This window comes from Aeromonas sp. S16(2024) (assembly GCF_041403065.1).
Lineage (GTDB): Bacteria > Pseudomonadota > Gammaproteobacteria > Enterobacterales > Aeromonadaceae > Aeromonas.
On the sequence record NZ_JBGLQX010000042.1, the window covers coordinates 1 to 20,840 of the forward strand.

33 protein-coding genes and 2 pseudogenes are annotated in these 20,840 nt (G+C 56.3%); 4 read left to right on the plus strand and 31 right to left on the minus strand.

Annotation, left to right across the window (positions count from 1 at the left end; translation table 11 throughout):
• Window positions 1–154 precede the first annotated feature (154 nt).
• Window positions 155–265: pseudogene (locus tag ACB030_RS19770) on the plus strand (gamma carbonic anhydrase family protein); the annotation flags it as partial.
• A 206-nt stretch (window positions 266–471) separates the two neighbouring features.
• Here ACB030_RS19770 and rplQ read toward each other — a convergent pair.
• From rplQ to rpsJ, 28 genes are all read right to left on the minus strand, one after another.
• The gene (rplQ, locus tag ACB030_RS19775; protein ID WP_005307999.1) at window positions 472–855 is read right to left on the minus strand and encodes a 50S ribosomal protein L17; all 384 of its coding nucleotides are present in this window, start codon (window positions 853–855) and stop codon (window positions 472–474) included.
• Between the two features lie 43 nt (window positions 856–898).
• A complete protein-coding gene (gene rpoA, locus ACB030_RS19780) occupies window positions 899–1,888 on the minus strand; it encodes a DNA-directed RNA polymerase subunit alpha (protein WP_005307997.1) in 990 nt (329 codons plus the stop codon).
• A gap of 25 nt (window positions 1,889–1,913) precedes the next feature.
• Window positions 1,914–2,534, minus strand: a complete 621-nt coding sequence (gene rpsD, locus ACB030_RS19785; protein WP_010672568.1) for a 30S ribosomal protein S4 — start codon at window positions 2,532–2,534, stop codon at window positions 1,914–1,916.
• 39 nt (window positions 2,535–2,573) lie between these two features.
• Window positions 2,574–2,963, minus strand: a complete 390-nt coding sequence (gene rpsK, locus ACB030_RS19790; RefSeq protein ID WP_005319702.1) for a 30S ribosomal protein S11 — start codon at window positions 2,961–2,963, stop codon at window positions 2,574–2,576.
• Window positions 2,964–2,977: 14 nt separating this feature from the next.
• Complete coding sequence (gene rpsM, locus ACB030_RS19795) at window positions 2,978–3,334, minus strand: 30S ribosomal protein S13 (RefSeq protein WP_005307991.1); 357 nt, start codon at window positions 3,332–3,334, stop codon at window positions 2,978–2,980.
• A 139-nt stretch (window positions 3,335–3,473) separates the two neighbouring features.
• Window positions 3,474–3,587 carry a 50S ribosomal protein L36 gene (gene rpmJ / locus ACB030_RS19800; RefSeq protein WP_005319705.1) on the minus strand — a complete coding sequence of 38 codons (114 nt, stop codon included), beginning with the start codon at window positions 3,585–3,587 and terminating at the stop codon, window positions 3,474–3,476.
• Between the two features lie 27 nt (window positions 3,588–3,614).
• Entirely contained in the window at window positions 3,615–4,943 is a 1,329-nt protein-coding gene (gene secY / locus ACB030_RS19805) for a preprotein translocase subunit SecY (protein ID WP_005307989.1), read from the minus strand.
• 8 nt (window positions 4,944–4,951) lie between these two features.
• The gene (rplO, locus tag ACB030_RS19810; RefSeq protein WP_025325390.1) at window positions 4,952–5,389 is read right to left on the minus strand and encodes a 50S ribosomal protein L15; all 438 of its coding nucleotides are present in this window, start codon (window positions 5,387–5,389) and stop codon (window positions 4,952–4,954) included.
• A gap of 2 nt (window positions 5,390–5,391) precedes the next feature.
• On the minus strand, window positions 5,392–5,571 hold the full coding sequence (rpmD, locus tag ACB030_RS19815) for a 50S ribosomal protein L30 (RefSeq protein ID WP_005307985.1): 180 nt from the start codon (window positions 5,569–5,571) through the stop codon (window positions 5,392–5,394).
• A gap of 6 nt (window positions 5,572–5,577) precedes the next feature.
• Window positions 5,578–6,078: a 30S ribosomal protein S5 gene (rpsE, locus tag ACB030_RS19820; RefSeq protein ID WP_005340605.1), complete on the minus strand. Its 501-nt coding sequence runs from the start codon at window positions 6,076–6,078 to the stop codon at window positions 5,578–5,580.
• A gap of 14 nt (window positions 6,079–6,092) precedes the next feature.
• On the minus strand, window positions 6,093–6,446 hold the full coding sequence (rplR, locus tag ACB030_RS19825; RefSeq protein WP_033130012.1) for a 50S ribosomal protein L18: 354 nt from the start codon (window positions 6,444–6,446) through the stop codon (window positions 6,093–6,095).
• Window positions 6,447–6,455: 9 nt separating this feature from the next.
• On the minus strand, window positions 6,456–6,989 hold the full coding sequence (rplF, locus tag ACB030_RS19830; RefSeq protein ID WP_025325388.1) for a 50S ribosomal protein L6: 534 nt from the start codon (window positions 6,987–6,989) through the stop codon (window positions 6,456–6,458).
• A gap of 13 nt (window positions 6,990–7,002) precedes the next feature.
• Window positions 7,003–7,395 carry a 30S ribosomal protein S8 gene (gene rpsH / locus ACB030_RS19835; protein WP_005307980.1) on the minus strand — a complete coding sequence of 131 codons (393 nt, stop codon included), beginning with the start codon at window positions 7,393–7,395 and terminating at the stop codon, window positions 7,003–7,005.
• 19 nt (window positions 7,396–7,414) lie between these two features.
• Window positions 7,415–7,720 (minus strand): 30S ribosomal protein S14, encoded by a 306-nt coding sequence (rpsN, locus tag ACB030_RS19840; protein WP_005319722.1) that lies wholly within the window; start codon window positions 7,718–7,720, stop codon window positions 7,415–7,417.
• 10 nt (window positions 7,721–7,730) lie between these two features.
• Window positions 7,731–8,270, minus strand: coding sequence for a 50S ribosomal protein L5 (gene rplE / locus ACB030_RS19845; RefSeq protein ID WP_005331162.1), 540 nt, complete (start codon window positions 8,268–8,270; stop codon window positions 7,731–7,733).
• Window positions 8,271–8,283: 13 nt separating this feature from the next.
• Window positions 8,284–8,601, minus strand: coding sequence for a 50S ribosomal protein L24 (gene rplX / locus ACB030_RS19850; RefSeq protein WP_025325387.1), 318 nt, complete (start codon window positions 8,599–8,601; stop codon window positions 8,284–8,286).
• Between the two features lie 11 nt (window positions 8,602–8,612).
• On the minus strand, window positions 8,613–8,981 hold the full coding sequence (gene rplN / locus ACB030_RS19855) for a 50S ribosomal protein L14 (RefSeq protein WP_005307975.1): 369 nt from the start codon (window positions 8,979–8,981) through the stop codon (window positions 8,613–8,615).
• A 148-nt stretch (window positions 8,982–9,129) separates the two neighbouring features.
• The gene (gene rpsQ / locus ACB030_RS19860) at window positions 9,130–9,378 is read right to left on the minus strand and encodes a 30S ribosomal protein S17 (RefSeq protein ID WP_005307966.1); all 249 of its coding nucleotides are present in this window, start codon (window positions 9,376–9,378) and stop codon (window positions 9,130–9,132) included.
• Window positions 9,378–9,569, minus strand: coding sequence for a 50S ribosomal protein L29 (gene rpmC, locus ACB030_RS19865; RefSeq protein WP_005307965.1), 192 nt, complete (start codon window positions 9,567–9,569; stop codon window positions 9,378–9,380). Before rpmC ends, rpsQ begins: the two co-directional genes overlap by 1 nt.
• Window positions 9,569–9,982, minus strand: a complete 414-nt coding sequence (gene rplP, locus ACB030_RS19870) for a 50S ribosomal protein L16 (RefSeq protein WP_005307963.1) — start codon at window positions 9,980–9,982, stop codon at window positions 9,569–9,571. Before rplP ends, rpmC begins: the two co-directional genes overlap by 1 nt.
• Before the next feature lie 13 nt (window positions 9,983–9,995).
• Complete coding sequence (gene rpsC / locus ACB030_RS19875) at window positions 9,996–10,709, minus strand: 30S ribosomal protein S3 (protein WP_005331168.1); 714 nt, start codon at window positions 10,707–10,709, stop codon at window positions 9,996–9,998.
• A gap of 3 nt (window positions 10,710–10,712) precedes the next feature.
• A complete protein-coding gene (gene rplV, locus ACB030_RS19880) occupies window positions 10,713–11,057 on the minus strand; it encodes a 50S ribosomal protein L22 (RefSeq protein ID WP_005319741.1) in 345 nt (114 codons plus the stop codon).
• A gap of 10 nt (window positions 11,058–11,067) precedes the next feature.
• Window positions 11,068–11,346: a 30S ribosomal protein S19 gene (gene rpsS, locus ACB030_RS19885; RefSeq protein WP_005307960.1), complete on the minus strand. Its 279-nt coding sequence runs from the start codon at window positions 11,344–11,346 to the stop codon at window positions 11,068–11,070.
• A gap of 22 nt (window positions 11,347–11,368) precedes the next feature.
• Window positions 11,369–12,190, minus strand: a complete 822-nt coding sequence (gene rplB, locus ACB030_RS19890; RefSeq protein WP_005331177.1) for a 50S ribosomal protein L2 — start codon at window positions 12,188–12,190, stop codon at window positions 11,369–11,371.
• 15 nt (window positions 12,191–12,205) lie between these two features.
• The gene (rplW, locus tag ACB030_RS19895; RefSeq protein WP_005331199.1) at window positions 12,206–12,508 is read right to left on the minus strand and encodes a 50S ribosomal protein L23; all 303 of its coding nucleotides are present in this window, start codon (window positions 12,506–12,508) and stop codon (window positions 12,206–12,208) included.
• Window positions 12,505–13,110: a 50S ribosomal protein L4 gene (gene rplD, locus ACB030_RS19900; RefSeq protein ID WP_025325386.1), complete on the minus strand. Its 606-nt coding sequence runs from the start codon at window positions 13,108–13,110 to the stop codon at window positions 12,505–12,507. Before rplD ends, rplW begins: the two co-directional genes overlap by 4 nt.
• A 17-nt stretch (window positions 13,111–13,127) precedes the next feature.
• The gene (gene rplC, locus ACB030_RS19905) at window positions 13,128–13,760 is read right to left on the minus strand and encodes a 50S ribosomal protein L3 (protein WP_025325385.1); all 633 of its coding nucleotides are present in this window, start codon (window positions 13,758–13,760) and stop codon (window positions 13,128–13,130) included.
• Window positions 13,761–13,782: 22 nt separating this feature from the next.
• The gene (gene rpsJ / locus ACB030_RS19910) at window positions 13,783–14,094 is read right to left on the minus strand and encodes a 30S ribosomal protein S10 (RefSeq protein ID WP_005307944.1); all 312 of its coding nucleotides are present in this window, start codon (window positions 14,092–14,094) and stop codon (window positions 13,783–13,785) included.
• A 356-nt stretch (window positions 14,095–14,450) separates the two neighbouring features.
• Here rpsJ and ACB030_RS19915 point away from each other — a divergent pair, with 356 nt between their 5' ends.
• A complete protein-coding gene (locus ACB030_RS19915; RefSeq protein WP_205642693.1) occupies window positions 14,451–15,365 on the plus strand; it encodes a DMT family transporter in 915 nt (304 codons plus the stop codon).
• Window positions 15,366–15,402: 37 nt separating this feature from the next.
• On the opposite strand, the gene envZ is transcribed toward ACB030_RS19915, so the two are convergent.
• Together envZ and ompR are read right to left on the minus strand one after the other, a co-directional pair.
• Window positions 15,403–16,713, minus strand: coding sequence for a two-component system sensor histidine kinase EnvZ (envZ, locus tag ACB030_RS19920; RefSeq protein ID WP_371162173.1), 1,311 nt, complete (start codon window positions 16,711–16,713; stop codon window positions 15,403–15,405).
• Window positions 16,710–17,429, minus strand: a complete 720-nt coding sequence (ompR, locus tag ACB030_RS19925) for a two-component system response regulator OmpR (protein ID WP_371162175.1) — start codon at window positions 17,427–17,429, stop codon at window positions 16,710–16,712. The genes envZ and ompR overlap by 4 nt, the downstream gene beginning before the upstream one ends.
• A 225-nt stretch (window positions 17,430–17,654) precedes the next feature.
• Here ompR and greB point away from each other — a divergent pair, with 225 nt between their 5' ends.
• Together greB and ACB030_RS19935 are read left to right on the plus strand one after the other, a co-directional pair.
• Entirely contained in the window at window positions 17,655–18,128 is a 474-nt protein-coding gene (greB, locus tag ACB030_RS19930; protein WP_371162178.1) for a transcription elongation factor GreB, read from the plus strand.
• A gap of 219 nt (window positions 18,129–18,347) precedes the next feature.
• Window positions 18,348–20,660, plus strand: coding sequence for a Tex family protein (locus ACB030_RS19935; protein ID WP_371162180.1), 2,313 nt, complete (start codon window positions 18,348–18,350; stop codon window positions 20,658–20,660).
• A 72-nt stretch (window positions 20,661–20,732) separates the two neighbouring features.
• Here the strand turns inward: ACB030_RS19935 and ACB030_RS19940 are convergent.
• Window positions 20,733–20,840: pseudogene (locus ACB030_RS19940) on the minus strand (IS1595 family transposase); the annotation flags it as partial.

The following is a 20,840-nucleotide window of genomic DNA, read 5'->3' on the forward strand; positions in this document are numbered from 1 at the left end:
TTTCTGGCAAGCCCATTTTTGCAAAAAGTGGCAATAAATCTTCAAAAATAGGCCTTTCTCTAGTTATTCATAGCCAACCACAGCTTTTGTACAAACTTATCCACAGAAACGAGCCCGGGATTGCTAGAATGGCCAGAAAATTGAGGAGGCCGAGATGGACTTGCGACTGAGATCCTATAAAGGAAAACGCCCACAACTGGGCAAACGGGTATATGTAGATCCCTGCGCGACACTGGTGGGAGATATAGAGCAGGCCGACGATGCTCAGGCGAAGTGATCAGGCCATTCACCATTTAACCAGGTTGGGGAACAATTCTTACTTCTTATATAGAAGAGGTTGAATGATGAGTTGAGGCAGTTGAGGCAGTTGAGGCAGTTGAGGCAGTTGAGGCAGTTGAGGCAGTTGAGGCAGTTGAGGCAGTATCAAAATTCATTAAAAGAAAAGCCGGGACAAGCCCGGCTTTTTCTTTATCACTCAGCAGCTGCTTCAGCAGCGGCCGGGCGGTCTACCAGCTCAATGTAAGCCATAGGAGCGTTGTCGCCTGCACGGAAACCGCATTTCAAAATGCGAGTATAACCGCCGGCGCGCTCCAGGTAGCGCGGGCCCAGTTCATTGAACAGCTTAGCCACGATCGCGTTATCGCGAGTACGGGCAAATGCCAGGCGACGATTAGCAACGCTATCAGTCTTGGCAAGGGTGATCAGCGGTTCAACTACACGACGCAGCTCTTTTGCCTTAGGCAGAGTCGTCTTGATGATCTCATGACGAACCAGGGAGCTGGCCATGTTGCGGAACATAGCCTGACGATGGCTGCTGTTCCGGTTCAGTTGACGACCACTCAAACGATGGCGCATGACCTTATCCTTCTAACTAAATCTGTGAAACCCGTAATCTGGATTACTCGTCAGCGATGCTGGCGGGCGGCCAGTTCTCAAGGCGCATGCCAAGAGACAGACCACGGGAGGCCAACACGTCCTTGATCTCAGTCAGGGACTTCTTACCGAGGTTAGGAGTCTTAAGCAACTCAACTTCGGTACGCTGTACCAGATCACCAATATAGTGGATAGCTTCTGCCTTCAGACAGTTCGCTGAACGAACTGTCAGCTCCAAATCATCGACAGGACGCAGCAGAATCGGATCAAACTCGGGTTTCTCTTCTTTCTTCTCGGGCACGCTGACATCGCGCAGATCCACGAAGGCTTCCAGCTGTTCGGCCAAAATAGTGGCAGAACGGCGAATGGCTTCTTCCGGATCCAGAGTACCATTGGTCTCCATGTCGATAACCAGCTTGTCCAAGTCGGTGCGCTGTTCCACACGTGCCGCCTCAACATTGTAGGCGATGCGAACGATGGGGCTGAACGCGGAGTCCAGCAGCAGGCGGCCAATAGGACGCTCTTCATCATCGTTGTGAACACGAGCAGAAGCAGGCACATAACCACGACCGCGCTGAACTTTCAGACGCATGCTGATCTCAGCATTGGCCCCTGTCAGGTGGCAGATTACGTGCTCCGGGTTTACGATCTCGACTTCATCACCGTGAGTGATATCACCAGCGGTAACGGGGCCTGTTCCAGACTTGGTCAGGGACAGAGTTACCTCGTCCTTGCCTTCCAGCTTCACAGCGATACCTTTCAGGTTGAGCAGGATTTCAAGAATGTCTTCCTGTACACCTTCTTTGCTGCTGTACTCGTGCAGTACTCCGTCGATCTCGACTTCAGTAACTGCACAACCGGGCATAGATGACAGCAAAATACGACGCAGGGCATTACCCAGCGTGTGACCAAAGCCACGCTCAAGCGGCTCGAGAGTCACTTTCGCGTGAGTCGGGCTAACTTGCTCGATGTCAACTAGCCGCGGTTTAAGAAAATCTGTTACAGAACCCAGCATTGTGTCCTCTCTTTAGAAGCTAGCTTTACTTGGAGTAAAGCTCGACGATCAGCTGTTCGTTAATGTCGGCAGACAGGTCGGAACGCTCTGGCAGGCGCTTGAAGGCACCTTCCATCTTAGCAGCGTCAACCTCTACCCAAGTCGGCTTCTCGCGCTGACCAGCAACTTCCAGGGAAGCTTTGATACGCGCTTGCTTCTTAGCCTTCTCGCGAACGCAGATCACGTCCTCAGGGGATACCTGGAAAGAAGGAACATTCACAACGCGGCCGTTTACCATGATGGCTTTGTGGCTCACCAGCTGACGAGACTCAGCACGAGTGGCGCCGAAGCCCATGCGGTAGACGACGTTGTCCAGACGACCTTCCAGCAGCTGCAACAGGTTTTCACCGGTGTTACCCTTTTGACGGGCAGCGTCGCGGTAGTAGTTGCGGAACTGTTTTTCCAATACGCCGTAGATACGACGTACTTTTTGTTTCTCGCGCAGTTGCACGCCATAGTCAGACAGACGCGCTTTACGCGCACCGTGTTGACCAGGAACGGTGTCAATCTTGCACTTAGAATCAATCGCACGAACACCAGACTTCAGGAAGAGGTCGGTGCCCTCACGACGGCTAAGCTTAAGCTTAGGACCGATATATCTTGCCATCTTCTTTCTCCAACAATCCTAGACCAAGTAGCTACAGCGTTATACGCGGCGCTTCTTGGGAGGACGACAACCGTTGTGCGGGATCGGAGTCACATCAGTAATATTAGTGATGCGGAAACCAGCCGCGTTCAGAGCGCGGATGGAAGACTCACGACCGGGACCCGGACCTTTGACCATGACTTCCAGGTTCTTCACGCCGTATTCTTTGGCGATCTCACCAGCGCGCTCAGCAGCTACCTGGGCAGCAAACGGAGTGGACTTACGGGAACCACGGAAACCGGAACCACCAGAGGTAGCCCAAGACAGAGCATTGCCCTGACGGTCAGTAATGGTCACGATTGTGTTGTTGAAAGATGCATGAACGTGCGCAATACCGTCGCTCACTTGCTTTTTAACGCGCTTGCGAGCACGAGTCGGAGTTTTAGCCATTTTCTACCTTCCCGTTACTTCTTGATAGCCTTGCGCGGACCCTTACGGGTACGAGCGTTGGTCTTGGTACGTTGACCACGAACAGGCAGGCTACGACGGTGACGCAAACCACGGTAGCAACCCAGATCCATCAATCGCTTGATGTTCATGGAAATCTGACGACGCAGGTCACCTTCAACGGTGAATTTACCTACTTGTTCACGCAGACTCTCGATCTGAGCTTCGTCCAGGTCTTTAATTTTCACATTCTCAGCGATACCGGCTGCGGCACAGATGGCCTTGGAGCGGGTACGACCGACGCCATAAATCGCAGTCAACGCAATGACTGCATGCTTATGGTCAGGAATGTTAATGCCAGCGATACGGGCCACTATTCACTCCTACATATAGTAGATAACGACCACCACAAAGCCCGTGAGCGGATACGTGGCGGTCAACCAATACACAACAAAAGTTGGCTGGCTATATTAGCCAGCACAACTATTTGTTGCAAGTACTAACCGTAAAAAATTAGCCTTGGCGCTGTTTATGCTTTGGCTCGCTGCAAATCACACGCACCACACCGTGACGCTTGATGATTTTGCAGTTACGGCAGATTGCCTTAACGGAAGCACGAACTTTCATTGCTTAACTCCGTAACTACGCCGACCTTTAGCGGCCGTAGCCCTTCAGGTTGGCCTTCCTCAGGACGTCGCCATATTGATGAGACATCATATGGGTCTGAACCTGAGCCATGAAGTCCATGATAACTACCACGATAATCAGCAGCGAAGTGCCACCGAAGTAGAACTGTACGTTCCAGGCAGTCATCAAGAACTGGGGTACCAGACAGATAAAGGTTATATAGAGCGCACCTGCCAATGTCAGGCGAGTCATAACCTTATCGATGTAACGTGCTGTCTGCTCGCCCGGGCGGATCCCCGGGATAAAGGCTCCACTCTTCTTCAGATTATCTGCTGTCTCGCGGGGGTTGAACACCAGCGCGGTATAGAAGAAGCAGAAGAAGATAATGGCTGCTGCATAGAGCATCTCATACAAGGGTTGACCCGGCTGCAGGACCATAGAGACCTGCTGCAGTATATCAGCCACCTTGCCCTCGCCCTGACCAAACCAAGAGGTAATGGTGCCTGGGAAGAGGATGATGCTGGATGCGAAAATCGCAGGAATCACACCGGCCATATTCACTTTCAACGGCAGGTGTGTGCTTTGCGCGGCGAATACCTGGCGGCCTTGTTGACGCTTGGCATAGTTAACGACGATACGACGCTGACCACGCTCCACGAACACCACAAAGTAAGTCACTGCGAAAACAATCAAGCCCAGCAACAACAACAGCAGGATGTGCAATTCCCCTTGACGTGCCTGTTCGGCCGTAGCGCCAATGGCATGAGGCAGACCAGCAACGATACCCGTGAAAATAATCAGCGAGATACCATTACCAATCCCACGCTCGGTAATCTGTTCACCCAACCACATCAAGAACATGGTACCGGTGACCAGACTCACAACGGCTGTGAAATAGAAGCCCAAACCCGGATGAGTCACGAGTCCTTGCATCATATTCGGCAGACCGGTTGCAATACCAATGGCCTGGAACGTTCCCAAAACCAGCGTGCCCCAACGGGTATATTGGCTAATCTTGCGACGGCCGGATTCACCCTCTTTCTTGAGTTCAGCAAGAGCGGGATGAACCACAGTCAGCAGCTGGATAATGATCGATGCCGAAATGTACGGCATGATCCCCAGCGCAAGAATAGAAGCACGCGAGAGTGCACCACCACTGAACATGTTGAACATCTCAATGATGGTGCCCTTCTGTTGTTGGAACAACTCGGCCAGTACGGCGGCGTCAATACCAGGAATCGGCACATAAGAGCCTGCGCGGAACACGATAATTGCCCCGAGAACGAAGAGCAGACGGCTCTTCAGCTCACTCAGACCACCTTGTGCTTTAACATCCAATCCTGGTTTCTTAGCCATTGTACTGATTATTCCTCGATTTTACCGCCAGCGGCCTCGATGGCTGCACGTGCACCTTTGGTGACGGACAGACCACGAACGGTCACAGCACGGTCAATGTTGCCAGACAGAACAACTTTAGCGAACACGATGTTCTTGGTAACAACACCGGCTTGCTTCAGAGTGCTCAGATCGACCACATCACCTTCTACCAGGGCGATTTCGTTCAGGCGCACTTCGGCAGATACCAAAGATTTGCGAGAGAAGAAACCGAACTTCGGCAGACGGATTTTCAAAGGCATCTGGCCACCCTCGAAACCGTTGCGGACTTTACCGCCACCGGAACGAGAAGTTTGACCTTTCACACCACGACCACCGGTCTTGCCCAGACCAGAACCGATACCACGGCCCGGACGGTGCTTAACACGCTTGGAACCAGCGGCCGGAGACAGAGTATTCAGACGCATGCTTAGCCCTCCACCTTAACCATGTAATAAACCTGGTTGATCATGCCGCGTACGCAGGGAGTATCTTCCAGCTCAACGGTGTGACCAATGCGACGCAGACCCAGACCACGCAGAGTCGCCTTGTGCTTTGGCAGACGGCCGATAGAGCTGCGAGTTTGAGTTACTTTTACAGTGTTAGCCATGTCGCATTACCCCAGAATTTCTTCAACGCGCAGACCACGCTTGGCAGCGATCTGTTCCGGCGATTGACCGTGAACCAGAGCGTCGACAGTTGCGCGAACAACGTTGATTGGGTTGGTGGAACCGTAGGTCTTGGCCAGCACGTTGTGGATACCGGCAACTTCCAGCACGGCACGCATGGCGCCGCCTGCAATGATACCAGTACCTTGTGAGGCCGGCTTCATGAACACGGTGGAACCGGAGTGAACACCGCGCACCGGGTGGTGCAGAGTGCCATTGTTCAGTTCAACCTTGTTCAGGTTACGCTTAGCCTGTTCCATCGCTTTTTGAATAGCGGCCGGAACTTCACGGGCCTTACCGTAACCGTAACCTACACGGCCGTTACCATCACCCACCACGGTCAACGCGGTGAAGGACATGATACGACCACCTTTAACAGTTTTCGAAACACGGTTTACTGCAATCAGCTTTTCTTGCAGTTCGCCGGCTTGAGATTCGACTTTAGCCATCTTCGACTCCTAGCTTAGAACTGAAGACCAGCGTCACGAGCAGCGGTAGCCAGAGCGGCTACACGACCGTGATACTTGAAACCGGAACGATCGAAAGATACGTTCTGAACGCCTTTGGCAATAGCACGCTCAGCGATTGCTTTACCTACTGCGGTAGCTGCATCAGCATTACCGGTAGACTTGAGCGCTTCACTGATGGCTTTCTCTACTGTAGAAGCAGAGGCCAGAACTTCGGAACCGTTGGCTGCGATAACCTGCGCATAGATATGACGCGGGGTACGGTGAACAACCAGACGGGTAGCTCCCAGTTCCTGCATCTTTTTCCGAGCACGAGTAGCACGACGGAGACGAGCTGCTTTCTTGTCCATAGTGTTACCTTACTTCTTCTTAGCTTCTTTAGTACGCACTTGCTCGTTGGCATAGCGTACACCCTTGCCCTTGTAGGGCTCCGGAGCGCGGTAAGCACGGATATCGGCGGCGACTTGGCCAACCAGCTGCTTGTCCACACCACGCAGAATGATCTCTGTGGCGGACGGACATTCAGCGGTGACACCAGCCGGCAGCGCATGCTCAACCGGGTGAGAGAAGCCCAGAGCCAGCGCGACAGCATTGCCCTTGATGGAGGCTTTGTAGCCTACACCAACCAGCTGCAGCTTGCGCTCGAAGCCTTGGGTAACACCGATTACCATGTTGTTAGCCAATGCACGGGCAGTACCGGCCTGAGCGTCAGCACCAGCGATGCCGTCGCGCGGGGCGAACTTCAGTACATTGTCTTCTTTGGTCACTTCTACACCGGCGTGGATGGAACGAACCAGAGAACCTTTACCACCTTTGATGGACAGTTCCTGACCGTTCAGAGTCACCTCTACGCCAGCAGGAATAGTGACGGGTGCCTTAGCAACGCGAGACATTTCCGACCTCCTATTAAGCGACGTAGCAGATGATCTCACCACCCATGCTTGCCTTGCGGGCAGCACGGTCGGTCATCACACCTTTAGACGTGGACACGATAGCAACACCGAGACCGCCCATGACTTTCGGCAGATCAGTAGTGCGCTTGTAAATACGCAGGCCGGGACGGCTTACGCGTTGGATCAGTTCTACAACCGGCTTGCCCTGGAAATATTTCAGTTCAATTTCCAGTTCCGGCTTCACATCACCCGCTACGGAGTAGCCAGCGATGTAACCTTCTTCCTTCAGCACTTTGGCAATAGCCACTTTCAGCTTGGAAGAAGGCATGGAAACCGCAACTTTGCTCGCCGCCTGACCGTTACGGATGCGGGTCAGCATATCCGCGATCGGATCTTGCATGCTCATAGTCTAACTCCCGAGATTCTTACCAAGAGGCCTTTTTGAGGCCTGGAATTTCGCCCTTCATGGCATGCTCACGCACCTTGATGCGAGACAGGCCAAACTTGCGCAGGAAACCGTGCGGACGACCAGTAATATTGCAACGGTTACGCTGGCGGGACGGACTGGAATCACGGGGCAGCTGTTGCAGTTGCAAGACAGCATCCCAACGCGCTTCTTCAGAAGCGTTCATATCAACGATGATAGCTTTCAGCTCGGTTCGCTTAGTGGCGAACTTGGCTACCAGCTTCGCACGCTTTGCTTCACGTGCTTTCATGGATGTTTTAGCCATAACCCTAACCTTACTTGCGGAATGGGAAGTTAAAGGCAGCCAGCAGAGCACGGCCTTCTTCGTCGGTATTCGCGGAAGTGGTGATGGTGATATCCAGACCACGGACGCGATCGACCTTGTCATAGTCGATTTCCGGGAAGATGATTTGCTCACGCACGCCCATGGAGTAGTTACCACGGCCATCGAACGCCTTGGCGTTCAGACCACGGAAGTCACGGATACGCGGTACGGAGATGCAAATCAGCCGTTCCAGGAACTCCCACATACGCTCGCCACGCAGGGTTACTTTACAACCTATCGGGTAGCCTTCACGAATCTTGAAGCCCGCAACAGATTTGCGTGCTTTGGTGATCAGCGGTTTCTGACCGGAAATGGCAGCCATATCGGCAGCAGCATTTTCCAGCAACTTCTTGTCAGAGATCGCTTCACCAACACCCATGTTCAGGGTGATTTTCTCGATCCGAGGGACTTGCATGATAGTCTTGTAACCGAACTGCTTGGACAGTTCATTTACTACATCGGATTTGTAGTAATCATGCAGTTTCGCCATCGTTAAACTCCAATTACTTCACAAGTTCGCCGGTGGATTTGAAGAAACGAACTTTCTTGCCGTCTTCAATCCGGAAACCAACGCGGTCAGCCTTGCCAGTGGCAGAGTTGAACAGCGCGATGTTAGATACATCGATGGGGGCTTCTTTGGTGACGATACCGCCAGCCTGACCCAATGCGGGTACCGGCTTCTGGTGTTTCTTCACCTGGTTGATGCCTTCCACGATTACCTTACCTTTTGCAATCAGGACTTGAGTGACTTTGCCACGCTTGCCCTTGTCTTTGCCGGTAAGAACAATTACTTCGTCTTCGCGACGGATTTTAGCTGCCATCGTTCGACTCCTTACAGTACTTCGGGTGCCAGGGACACAATCTTCATGAACTTCTCATTACGGAGTTCACGGGTCACCGGGCCAAAAATACGAGTACCGATTGGCTGTTGGTTGTTGTTAAGCAACACAGCCGCATTGTTGTCGAAACGGATGACAGAGCCGTCCGGACGACGAACGCCTTTACGGGTGCGTACGACCACCGCGTTATACACATCACCTTTCTTCACTTTACCGCGAGGAATAGCTTCCTTGATGGAAACCTTGATGATGTCGCCGATGCCGGCATAACGGCGGTGCGAACCACCCAGAACCTTAATACACATTACACTGCGAGCGCCGGAGTTGTCGGCAACACCCAGCATACTTTGCATCTGGATCATCTTAGTGCTCCGCTTTGTTTACTTCTTATCCCTGATGGGATCTGGCTGCCTTCAAAAGGCGCGAAACTATAACACAGGTATTTTTGAAAAGGTAGCCTAAAAAACAAACGGCCCCGATGGGGGGCCGTTTGGGCTAAAAAGTACCGAATTAGGCCTTTTCTACGACAGCAACCAGGGTCCAGGACTTGGTCTTGGACAGCGGGCGGCATTCGCGGATTTCCACGAGATCGCCAGCTTTACACTCGTTGTTCTCGTCATGTACGTGCAGCTTGGTAGTGCGCTTGATGATCTTACCGTAGATCGGGTGCTTTACCTTGCGCTCGATAGCGACGGTGATGGACTTGTCCATCTTGTCGCTAATTACACGACCTTGCAGAGTACGGATCTTGTCAGTCATTACGCACCTGCCTTCTCAGTCAGTACAGTCTTGATACGTGCGACGTCACGACGCACTTGTTTCAGAGTGTGAGTCTGAGCCAGTTGGCCGGTGGAAGCTTGCATACGCATGTTGAATTGCTCACGCAGCAGACCCAGCAGCTCCTGGTTCAGTTCTTCGACGCTCTTTTGACGCAGATCTTGGGCTTTCATCACATCACCGTCTTAATTACGAAAGTGGTCTGAACGGACAGCTTAGCTGCGGCCAGGGCAAACGCTTCACGCGCCAGAGCCTCAGGTACACCATCCATCTCGTACAGAACCTTGCCAGGCTGGATCGGGCAGACCCAATATTCCACGTTACCCTTACCTTTACCCATACGAACTTCGAGGGGCTTTTCGGTGATGGGCTTGTCCGGGAACACACGGATCCAGATCTTACCTTGACGCTTTACGTGACGGGTCATGGCACGACGGGCTGCTTCGATTTGACGAGCAGTCAGTTGACCACGAGATGTCGCCTTCAGGCCAAAGGTACCGAAGGATACTTCGTTACCAGAGTTGGCCAGACCGCGGTTACGACCCTTATGGGTCTTGCGGAATTTAGTACGCTTAGGTTGCAACATTTACCGAATCTCCTTACTTAGCAGCGCGGCGCTTGTTGTCACGCTTGGGCTTTGCAGGAGCTTGCTCTTGAGCAGCGGCAGCATTGACTGCAGCCAGACCGCCCAGAACTTCGCCCTTGAAGATCCAAACTTTGACGCCGATCACACCGTAAGTGGTGTGGGCTTCAGAAGTTGCGTAGTCGATGTCGGCACGCAGGGTGTGCAAAGGCACACGACCTTCACGGTACCATTCGGTACGCGCGATTTCAGCGCCGCCCAGACGACCGGACACTTCTACTTTGATGCCCTTGGCACCCAGGCGCATGGCGTTCTGTACGGCGCGCTTCATAGCGCGACGGAACATTACGCGACGTTCCAGCTGAGAAGTGATGCTGTCGGCAACGAGTTTGCCATCCAGCTCCGGCTTGCGGACTTCGGAAATGTTGATCTGAGCAGGCACGCCAGCAATAGCGGCGACGGCTTTGCGCAGTTTCTCAACGTCTTCGCCTTTCTTGCCGATCACGACACCCGGACGAGCGGTGTGAATGGTCACACGGATGCTCTTGGCCGGACGCTCGATGGTGATCTTGGACAAGGAAGCGTTTTTCAGCTCCTTGGTCAGGAACTGGCGTACTTGGAAATCGCTGTACAGGTTGTCAGCGAAGTCTTTGGTGTTCGCGAACCAGGTAGAATTCCAAGGCTTGGTAATACCCAGGCGAATGCCATTAGGATGTACTTTCTGACCCATTGCTTATCTCCCAGCCTTAGCGTCGGATACCACTACAGTGATGTGAGCGGTACGCTTGAGGATACGATCCGCGCGACCTTTGGCACGCGGGCGGATGCGCTTCATGGAGGGACCTTCGTCTACCATGATGGTGGCAACACGCAGGGCGTCGATGTCGGCGCCTTCGTTGTGCTCAGCGTTTGCAATGGCAGATTCCAGCACTTTCTTCACCAGAACCGCAGCCTTTTTCGGGCTGAAGGTCAGGATGTTCAGAGCCTTGTCTACGGACAGACCACGTACTTGATCGGCTACCAGACGAGCTTTCTGGGCAGAAGTACGGGCATAACGGTGTTTAGCGATAGCTTCCATCATTTATCCCTTAGCGCTTCTTAGCCTTCTTATCAGCAGCATGGCCGCGATAAGTACGAGTCGGTGCGAATTCACCCAGTTTGTGACCGATCATTTCTTCGGTAACGAAAACCGGAACGTGCTGACGACCATTATGGACAGCGATGGTCAAACCGATCATGTTCGGGATGATCATTGAACGACGGGACCAGGTCTTAACCGGCTTTTTATCCCCGCTTTCCACCGCTTTCTCTACCTTCTTCAGCAAGTGCAGGTCAATAAATGGACCCTTCTTGAGAGAACGTGGCATGGTGATTCCTCTATGTTAACAATTACTTGTTACGACGACGTACGATGTACTTGTCGGTACGCTTGTTCTTACGGGTCTTGAAGCCCTTAGCCTTCTGGCCCCATGGGGACACAGGCTGCATGCCCTTGTTACGACCCTCACCACCACCGTGCGGGTGATCAACCGGGTTCATCGCCATACCGCGAACGGTCGGACGAATACCACGCCAGCGGTTTGCACCGGCTTTACCCAGTTGACGCAGCATGTGCTCGGAGTTACCCACTTCACCAATGGTGGCGCGGCACTCGGCCAGAACTTTACGTACTTCGCCGGAACGCAGACGCAGAGTTACATAGTTACCTTCACGAGCCAGAATCTGGATGAAAGTACCAGCGGAACGAGCCAGCTGGGCACCTTTACCAGGTTTCATTTCTACGGCGTGAACGGTAGAACCAACCGGGATGTTACGCATCGGCAGGGAGTTACCTACCTTGATCGCAGCATCAGCACCAGAAGCGATAGCATCACCTGCTTTCAGGCCTTTCGGAGCCAGGATGTAACGACGCTCACCGTCTGCATACAGCACCAGGGCGATGTTTGCGGTACGGTTAGGATCGTATTCCAGACGCTCTACTTTGGCCGGAATGCCGTCTTTGTCGCGTTTGAAGTCGACGATACGGTAGTGTTGCTTGTGACCACCACCGATATGACGGGTGGTGATACGGCCGTTGTTGTTACGACCACCGGACTTGCTTTTGCTGTCCAGCAGAGCGGCGAAGGGCTTGCCCTTGTACAGCTCTTGGTTGACGATCTTGACGACGTGGCGGCGGCCCGGAGAAGTAGGCTTGCACTTAACGATTGCCATTTTTGAGAACTCCTCTTACTCGGCTGCGCCCATGAAGTCGATGTCCTGACCAGCTTTCAGGGTCACATAAGCCTTTTTCCAATCGGAACGACGGCCTACACGCGCACCTGAGCGCTTGGTCTTACCCTTCATGTTCAGGGTACGGACGGTCTCAACTTCGACCTCGAACAGTTTCGCAACTGCAGCTTTGACTTCCGCCTTGGTGGCATCAACAGCAACTTTGAACACGATAGTGTTCTGCTTTTCTGCGACCATGGTGCTCTTTTCAGAGATGTGCGGAGCCTTCAGAACTTTCAACAGACGTTCTTCGCGGATCATGCCAGCATCTCCTCGATTTGCTTAACTGCGTCAGCAGTCATCAGAATCTTGTCGAAAGCGATCAGGCTGACCGGGTCGATACCGGCAACATCACGCACGTCGACCTTGTACAGGTTGCGAGCAGCCAGGAACAGGTTCTCATCGACTTCAGCAGTCACGATCAGAACGTCAGTCAGTTCCATTTCTTTCAGCTTGGCGATCAGTTCTTTGGTCTTCGGCGCTTCGATGCCGAATTTCTCGACAACGATCAGGCGCTCTTGACGTACCAGCTCGGACAGGATGCTACGGATAGCGCCGCGGTACATCTTCTTGTTTACTTTCTGGCTGTGATCTTGCGGCTTAGCAGCAAAGGTCACACCACCGGAACGCCAGATGGGCGAACGGATGGAGCCAGCACGGGCACGACCAGTACCCTTCTGACGCCACGGCTTTTTGCCGCCACCAGACACTTCAGAGCGAGTCAGCTGCGCACGAGTACCCTGACGGGCACCAGCGGCATATGCAACGACGACCTGGTGAACCAGAGCTTCGTTGAATTCGCGCCCGAAGGTAGTCTCGGAAACTTCAAGAGCGCTCTTGGCGTCTTTCATTACCAATTCCATTACTATCTCCTCAGACGTTACGCTTTGACGGCAGGTTTGACGATCACGTTGCCGTTGGTTGCACCCGGTACTGCGCCTTTGATGAGCAGCAGGTTGCGTTCAGCGTCAACACGAACCAGTTCCAGGTTCTGAGTCGTTACACGCTCAGCACCCATGTGACCAGCCATCTTTTTGCCCTTGAATACACGGCCCGGGGTCTGGTTTTGACCGATGGAGCCAGGTACACGGTGGGACAGGGAGTTACCGTGGGTCATATCCTGGGTGCGGAAGTTGTGGCGCTTTACAGTGCCCGCAAAACCTTTACCCTTGGATGTGCCGGTAACGTCAACCATCTTAACGTCAGCGAGAAGATCTACTTTCAGCTCGCTACCAACAGTGAAAGTTTCACCGTTGTTCAGGCGGAACTCCCACAGACCGCGACCGGCTTCTACACCAGCTTTGGCGAAGTGGCCAGCTTCCGGCTTGGTCACACGGCTGGCTTTTTTGGCGCCAGTGGTAACCTGAATAGCGTTGTAGCCGTCGGTTTCTACAGATTTGACCTGAGTTACACGGTTAGCTTCAACTTCGATAACAGTCACCGGGATAGAAACGCCATCTTCAGTGAAGATGCGAGTCATACCCACTTTGCGACCTACAAGACCGATTGTCATTGTTATCAACCTCTTTCCGTAATTAACCCAGGCTGATCTGGACGTCTACACCGGCTGCCAGATCCAGACGCATCAGGGCGTCTACGGTCTTGTCAGTCGGCTCAACGATGTCTACCAGACGCTTGTGAGTGCGGATCTCGTACTGATCACGCGCATCTTTGTTGACGTGCGGGGAGATCAGGACGGTGAAGCGCTCTTTGCGAGTCGGCAGCGGAATAGGACCGCGAACCTGCGCGCCGGTGCGCTTTGCAGTTTCAACGATTTCCGCAGTGGATTGATCGATCAGGCGATGATCAAAAGCCTTCAGGCGGATACGGATTCTTTGGTTCTGCATTGACAGAGCTCCAATAGATAAAAGAACATAAATCAACACCGCCCGACCGAGATTACTCCCGCCAGAGGTGCGATTTTTCACGTTTCCTCCCATATCGGGAGGACTGTATGGCTGGCGACTCGTAAACGGGAAGCTCAGCAAGCAGACATATCGTCTGGCTGCCTCATGGGCAAGCGGAGGGGATTATACGGATTTTTTCAATTCACGCAAGAGAAGGCGGACAGATTGTGCGCAATTTTGTGTGACGGATGGATCTCGCCGGCGATCGCTCCCCTGCCCGCCACAAAGCGGTAACGACAATGTTGCAAACAGGCTGATAGACTGCGCCCTTGCCTCTGTCAGCGGAACGACATTCAATGCTCAAGAATCAGAAGAAAGCCTATCAATACGGACTCTGCGCCGTCGCCCTCTGGTCGACGGTAGCCACCGCCTTCAAGATCTCCCTCGCCTACTTCGAGCCGGTGCAGTTGCTGCTGGTCGCCGCCATCACCTCGACCCTGACCCTGGGGTCCATCGTGGCGATCCAGGGCAAGCTGCCCCTGCTGTTGAGCTATCTCAGGGCACGCCCCTTCTACTATCTGGCGCTGGGGGTGTTGAACCCCTTCCTCTACTATCTGCTGCTGTTCAAGGCCTATGATCTGCTGCCCGCCCAGCAGGCCCAGACCCTCAACTACACCTGGGCCATCACCTTGAGCTTGCTGGCCGTCCCCTTCCTCGGCCAGAAGCTCCGTCGCCGTGACGGCGTGGCCATAGTGCTTGGCTACTTCGGCGCCCTGGTGATCGCCACCCGGGGGGATGTGTTCGGGTTGCAATTTGACAGCCCGCTCGGCGTGACGCTGGCCCTGGTCTCGACCCTCATCTGGGCGGGCTACTGGATCCTCAACACCCGCAATCAGGGGGATCCCATCGTCAGCCTGCTGCTCGGCTTTATCATCAGCCTGCCTTTCATCGTGGTGGCGACCTGGCTGCTCGCAGACTTTGCCATGACAGCCTGGCAGGGATGGCTCGGCGCCATCTATGTGGGACTGTTCGAGATGGGCTTCGGCTTCGTGCTCTGGCTGATGGCCCTGCGCCACGCCACCAACACGGCCCCCATCAGCAACCTCATCTTCATCTCGCCGTTTGCCTCCCTGGTGCTGCTCAACCTACTGATCGGCGAAGCCATTCATCCCGCCACTCCCATAGGGCTGGCGCTGATCGTCGCCGCCCTGCTGATCCAGCAACTCAAATACGGCAAGCGCTACCGCAAGACGGCCGAGCCACAAGCCTGACAATGCAGAAGGGCGCATCCACAGATGCGCCCTTCTCTCAATCCATCCACTCCAGCGGCTGGTGCTTGGGTAGCCGGATCTCCACCAGCAAGCCCCCCAGCTCGGAGCGGCCCAGCCGGATGGTGCCGTGGTGCTGGGAGACTATCTTGGCGACTATGGCCAGCCCCAGGCCACTGCCGCCGCCGGTGCGCGCCACATTGCCTTGGGTAAAGGGCTTGAGCACCCGGGAATAATCCTGCTCTGCTATCCCGGGGCCATTGTCGGATAGCCGCAACCTGACCCAGTGGCCATCGTCCTTCAGCTCGGCCTGCAGCCGGGTCGCGCCGTAGCGCAGCGCATTGCCCGACAGGTTGTTGAGGATGCGGCGTATGCTGATGGGGTGGCAGGCCACTCGCACCGCCTGCTCCGGCAGGAGCAGCTCCACCTCCAGCCCCTGATCGGTCTGCATCAGCAGCGCATCGTGGATGAGCTGGGTCAGGTCGATCGGATGGGCATCCAGCCCCTCGTTCGGGCGTATGTAGTCGATGAATTGATCTATGATGCCGTTCGACTCGTCGATGTCCGCATTGATGCTCTCCTTGAGATACTCATCCCCCGAGGACATCATCTCGGTCGCCAGCCGGATGCGGGTCAGGGGCGTGCGCAGATCGTGGGAGACCCCGGCCATCATCAGGTTGCGCTCTTCGATAAGGCCCTTGATGGAGTGCGACATGTGATTGAAGGTGCGGGTCAGGCGGCGCACCTCCCGCGAACCGTGCTCTCCCAGGGCATCGGGGAAGCGGCCCCGCGCCACGGCCACGGCCCCCGCCTCCAGATCTTCCAGCGGTCGCACCAGCTGGCGGGCAAAACGCCAGGCCGCAAACAGGGTCACCACCAGCAGCACGCTCATGTAGATGATGAGAGGCTCGATGTCGTCATCCTCGATCTCGGTCAGGGGGATGCGCACCCACATCTCGCTGGCCTGGGGCGGCTGGATCCAGATGATGTAGTGATCCTGGATCTCGACCCTGACCCTGGTTTCCCCCTTCAGCTCCCGACTGATGTTCTCCTCCAGATAGGGGTAGGGCTTGGACTCCTTGAGTCCGTGCTGCTCCGCCTCGCTCTGGGTGTAGATATCGCTGCCGGTGGTCACATAGACCAGCGCCTCGGCATCCTCGCTCAGCGCCAGCTGGTTGCTGTCGGCAGGGAAGATGAGCTTGACCTGATTGGCCAGCAGGTGGCTGATCTGCTTGACGGTGGGCGCCAGCAGATAGTTGTAGAAGGTGGCGTAGGAGACAACCTGATAGACCACCAGCACGGCGGCCAGGAACCAGAGCATGCGGGAGAACATGCTGCCCACTTTTTTCATTCCCCGTCACCGTCCGGCACGAAGACATAGCCCAGGCCCCACACCGTTTGCAGGTAACGGGGCTGGGCCGGGTCCTGCTCCAGCAGGCGGCGCAGGCGGGAGACCTGCACATCGATGCTGCGCTCGGTGGCTGTGTACTCCCGGCCCCGGGCCAGGTTCATCAGCTTGTCCCGGGAGAGCGGCTCGCGAGGGTGGCTCACCAATACCTTGAGGACGGCAAACTCGCCGCTGGTCAGGGCGACCGGGTCCCCGTCGCGGCTCAGCTCGCGGGTCGCCAGGTTGAGTTGATAGGCACCAAAGCTCACCGTCTTCTCGGCGGTGGAGGGTGCGCCGGGCAGCTCGACGGTATGGCGGCGCAACACGGCGCGGATCCGGGCCAGCAGCTCACGGGGGTTGAACGGCTTGGGCAGATAGTCATCGGCCCCCATCTCCAGCCCGACGATGCGATCCACTTCGTCCCCCTTGGCGGTGAGCATCAGCACCGGGATCTGGTTGCCCGCCTCGCGCAGGCGGCGGCAGATGGAGAGCCCGTCTTCCCCCGGCAGCATCAGGTCGAGCACCATCAGGCTGAAGTTCTCGCGGGTCAGCAGGCGATCCGCCTGCTCTCCATTGGCAACGCCCCGCACCACAAATCCCTGTTCGGTGAGGTAACGCTCCAGCAGGGAGCGTAGTTTCAGGTCATCGTCGACCACCAGGACCTTGTATTGCTGACTCATTGCCGCCTCTCCTCTCTGTCTGCTCCCAATACTAGGGCCCGCTCTGGTAACCACAAAGCATAAATATGTTACCGGTTATTACCCTTGGCAGGGGGCTCTCGGGGATGGAGCGGCGCCGAATGGGCCGCTTGCCATGCATTTCTGCTCGACACTCGGACGCCAATGGCTAAGATCCCGAGCAAGACGACGCAACCCGCCATGCAGGCAGCAGGGACTGATAAGCCCATGAAAACCAAACTCATCACCCGTGAAGGCTACAACCAGCTCCGGCAGGAACACGACACCCTGTGGCGCGAGGAGAGACCCGAGGTCACCAAGAAGGTGACCTGGGCGGCTAGCCTCGGGGATCGCAGCGAGAACGCCGACTACCAGTACAACAAGAAGCGGCTGCGGGAGATAGACCGCCGGGTCCGCTACCTGCGCAAGTGCCTGGAGGAGCTGACCATAGTCGATTACTCCCCCTCCCAGGAGGGCAAGGTGTTCTTCGGCGCCTGGGTCGAGGTGGAGAGTGAAGAGGGAGAGACCAAGCGCTTTCGCATCGTCGGCTATGACGAGATCTTCGGTCGCAAGGATTACATCTCCATCGACTCCCCCATGGCCCGCGCCCTGCTCAAGAAAGAGGTGGGCGACGAGGCAATAGTGCGCACGCCAGTGGGTGACGCCTGCTGGTATATCAACGAGATCAGCTACCCCAAGTGACCCTGCCGGGAGAGCGCGGGCCAGCCTGTCCCTGCGGGATCTGGCTGGCACCCTTGCCCGGGGTGGCATCCCCAGCGTCGACCTCATATAGTGCTCACACCCGACGCCGCAAGGCGCACACCGGCAGCAGAGGCGCACCGGGAGTCAGCTGGAGAGCACGCCGCGACCATTCCCAGCCACTGCCGGCCCGTTGGACAGACCCGACCACAGAGACCCCAGATGCACAGCCATGTAATTGAGAGACAGATTGCCGGTGAGCTGAATGCCCGCCCGGAACAGGTGCAGGCCGCCGTGCGCCTGCTGGATGAAGGTTCGACCGTGCCCTTTATCGCCCGTTATCGCAAGGAGGTGACCGGCGGTCTGGACGACAGTCAGCTGCGTACCCTGGAGAGCCGCCTCGGCTATCTGCGTGAACTGGAAGATCGCCGCCAGGTGATCATTCGCTCCATCGAGGAGCAGGGCAAGCTGACTCCCGAGCTGGCGCGCGAGCTGAAGGGTGCCGACAGCAAGACCCGGCTCGAAGATCTCTATCTCCCCTACAAACCCAAGCGTCGCACCAAGGGGCAGATGGCTATCGAAGCCGGACTGGAGCCGCTGGCCAACCTGCTGCTCACCGACCCCATGCAGGATCCCGAGCAGGCGGCGGCCCGCTTCCTCAATGCCGAGCAGGGAATAAACGACAGCAAGGCCGCCCTCGACGGCGCTCGCTACATCCTGATGGAGCGCTTCGCCGAGCAGGCGGATCTCCTTGAGAAGCTGCGGGACTACCTGTGGCAAAACGCCACCCTGCGCGCCCGCGTGGTGGCAGGCAAGGAGCAGGAAGGGGCCAAGTTCAAGGACTACTTCGAGCACGACGAGCCCCTGCACAAGGCCCCCTCCCACCGGGTGCTGGCCATGCTGCGCGGCCGCAACGAGGGGATCCTCAACCTGGCGCTGGTCACAGGTGACGATGAGAGTGCCAGCCCCTGCGAAGGGATCATTGCCCACCACCTCAGGCTCAATCTGCAGAACCGCCCGGCGGACAAGTGGCTGCAGGGGGTGGTGAGCTGGACCTGGAAGATCAAGCTGTCGCTCCAGATGGAGACAGAGCTTATCGGCCGGGTGCGCGAGAGTGCCGAAGACGAGGCGATCAAGGTGTTCGCTATGAACCTCAAGGATCTGCTGATGGCGGCCCCGGCCGGCATGCGCTGCACCATGGGGCTGGATCCCGGCATCCGCACCGGGGTCAAGGTAGCCGTGGTGGATGCCACCGGCAAGCTGGTCGATCACGCCACCATCTATCCGTTCGAACCCAAGCGCCAGATTGATCAGAGCCTCAAAACCCTGAGCGAGCTGTGCCAGAAGCACAAGGTGGAGCTCATCAGCATAGGCAACGGCACCGCCTCCCGGGAGACCGACCGGCTGGTGAGCGATCTGTTCGAACGCTACCCGGCCGCCAAGGCGCAGAAAATCGTAGTGAGCGAGGCAGGGGCCTCGGTCTACTCCGCCTCCGAGCTCGCCTCCCAGGAGTTCCCGGATCTCGACGTCTCGATCCGTGGCGCCGTCTCCATCGCCCGTCGCCTGCAGGACCCCCTGGCCGAACTGGTCAAGATCGATCCCAAGAGCATAGGTGTCGGCCAATACCAGCACGACGTGGGCCAGAGCCAGCTGGCCCGCCGGCTGGATGCCGTGGTCGAGGATTGCGTGAACGCGGTCGGGGTCGATGTGAATACCGCTTCGGTCGCCCTGCTCAACCGGGTTTCCGGCCTCTCCCAGACCCTGGCCCAGAACATAGTCGCCTACCGGGATGAACACGGCGCCTTCAAGAGCCGTCAGCAGTTGCTGAAAGTGAGCCGGCTCGGGCCCAAGGCGTTCGAGCAGTGCGCCGGCTTCCTGCGCATTCGCGGCGGCAGCAATCCGCTGGACGGCTCGGCGGTTCACCCGGAGTCCTATCCTGTGGTGGAGCGGATCCTCGCCCAGCTGGAACAGACAGTGGATAGCCTGCTCGGCAACAGCAGCCTGCTGCGCAGCCTGAAACCGGCCGACTACACCGATGAGCAATTCGGCGTGCCCACAGTCACCGATATCATTGGCGAGCTGGACAAGCCGGGCCGCGACCCACGCCCCGAGTTCAAAACCGCGACCTTCAAGGAAGGGGTGGAGAAGTTAAGCGACCTGGTGCCAGAGATGGTGCTGGAAGGTGTGGTCACCAACGTCACCAACTTCGGCGCCTTCGTCGACATCGGCGTCCATCAGGATGGCCTGGTGCACATCTCCTCCCTGACCGACCGTTTCGTCAAGGATCCCCGCGAGGTGGTCAAGGCGGGGGACATCGTCCGGGTCAAGGTGCTGGAGGTGGATGTACCGCGCAAGCGCATCAGCCTGACCATGCGCCTCGATGAGAAAGCGGGACAACCCGCCCGCAAGCCAGCGGAATCCCGCCCATCGGGTGCAGGCAACGCCAGACCCAGGCAGGAGCCGAAACAGAGCGTCCCTGCCGGGGGCGCCATGGGCAACGCCTTCGCCGCCGCCCTCTCCAAGATAAAGAAGTGATGCTCCTTGAATGACAAAAGCCCCGAAAGGGGCTTTTTACTGGGCGTCGAGCAGGCGACGGGTTTTGAATGGCTATGTCCCAATTACGTGTTGCATGGGGCGCCCCAGCGCCTCATGCAAGCAACTTGGGATATTCACTTCCCGCCCGTAGCGCTCCAACATCCTTCGCCAACCCAGATA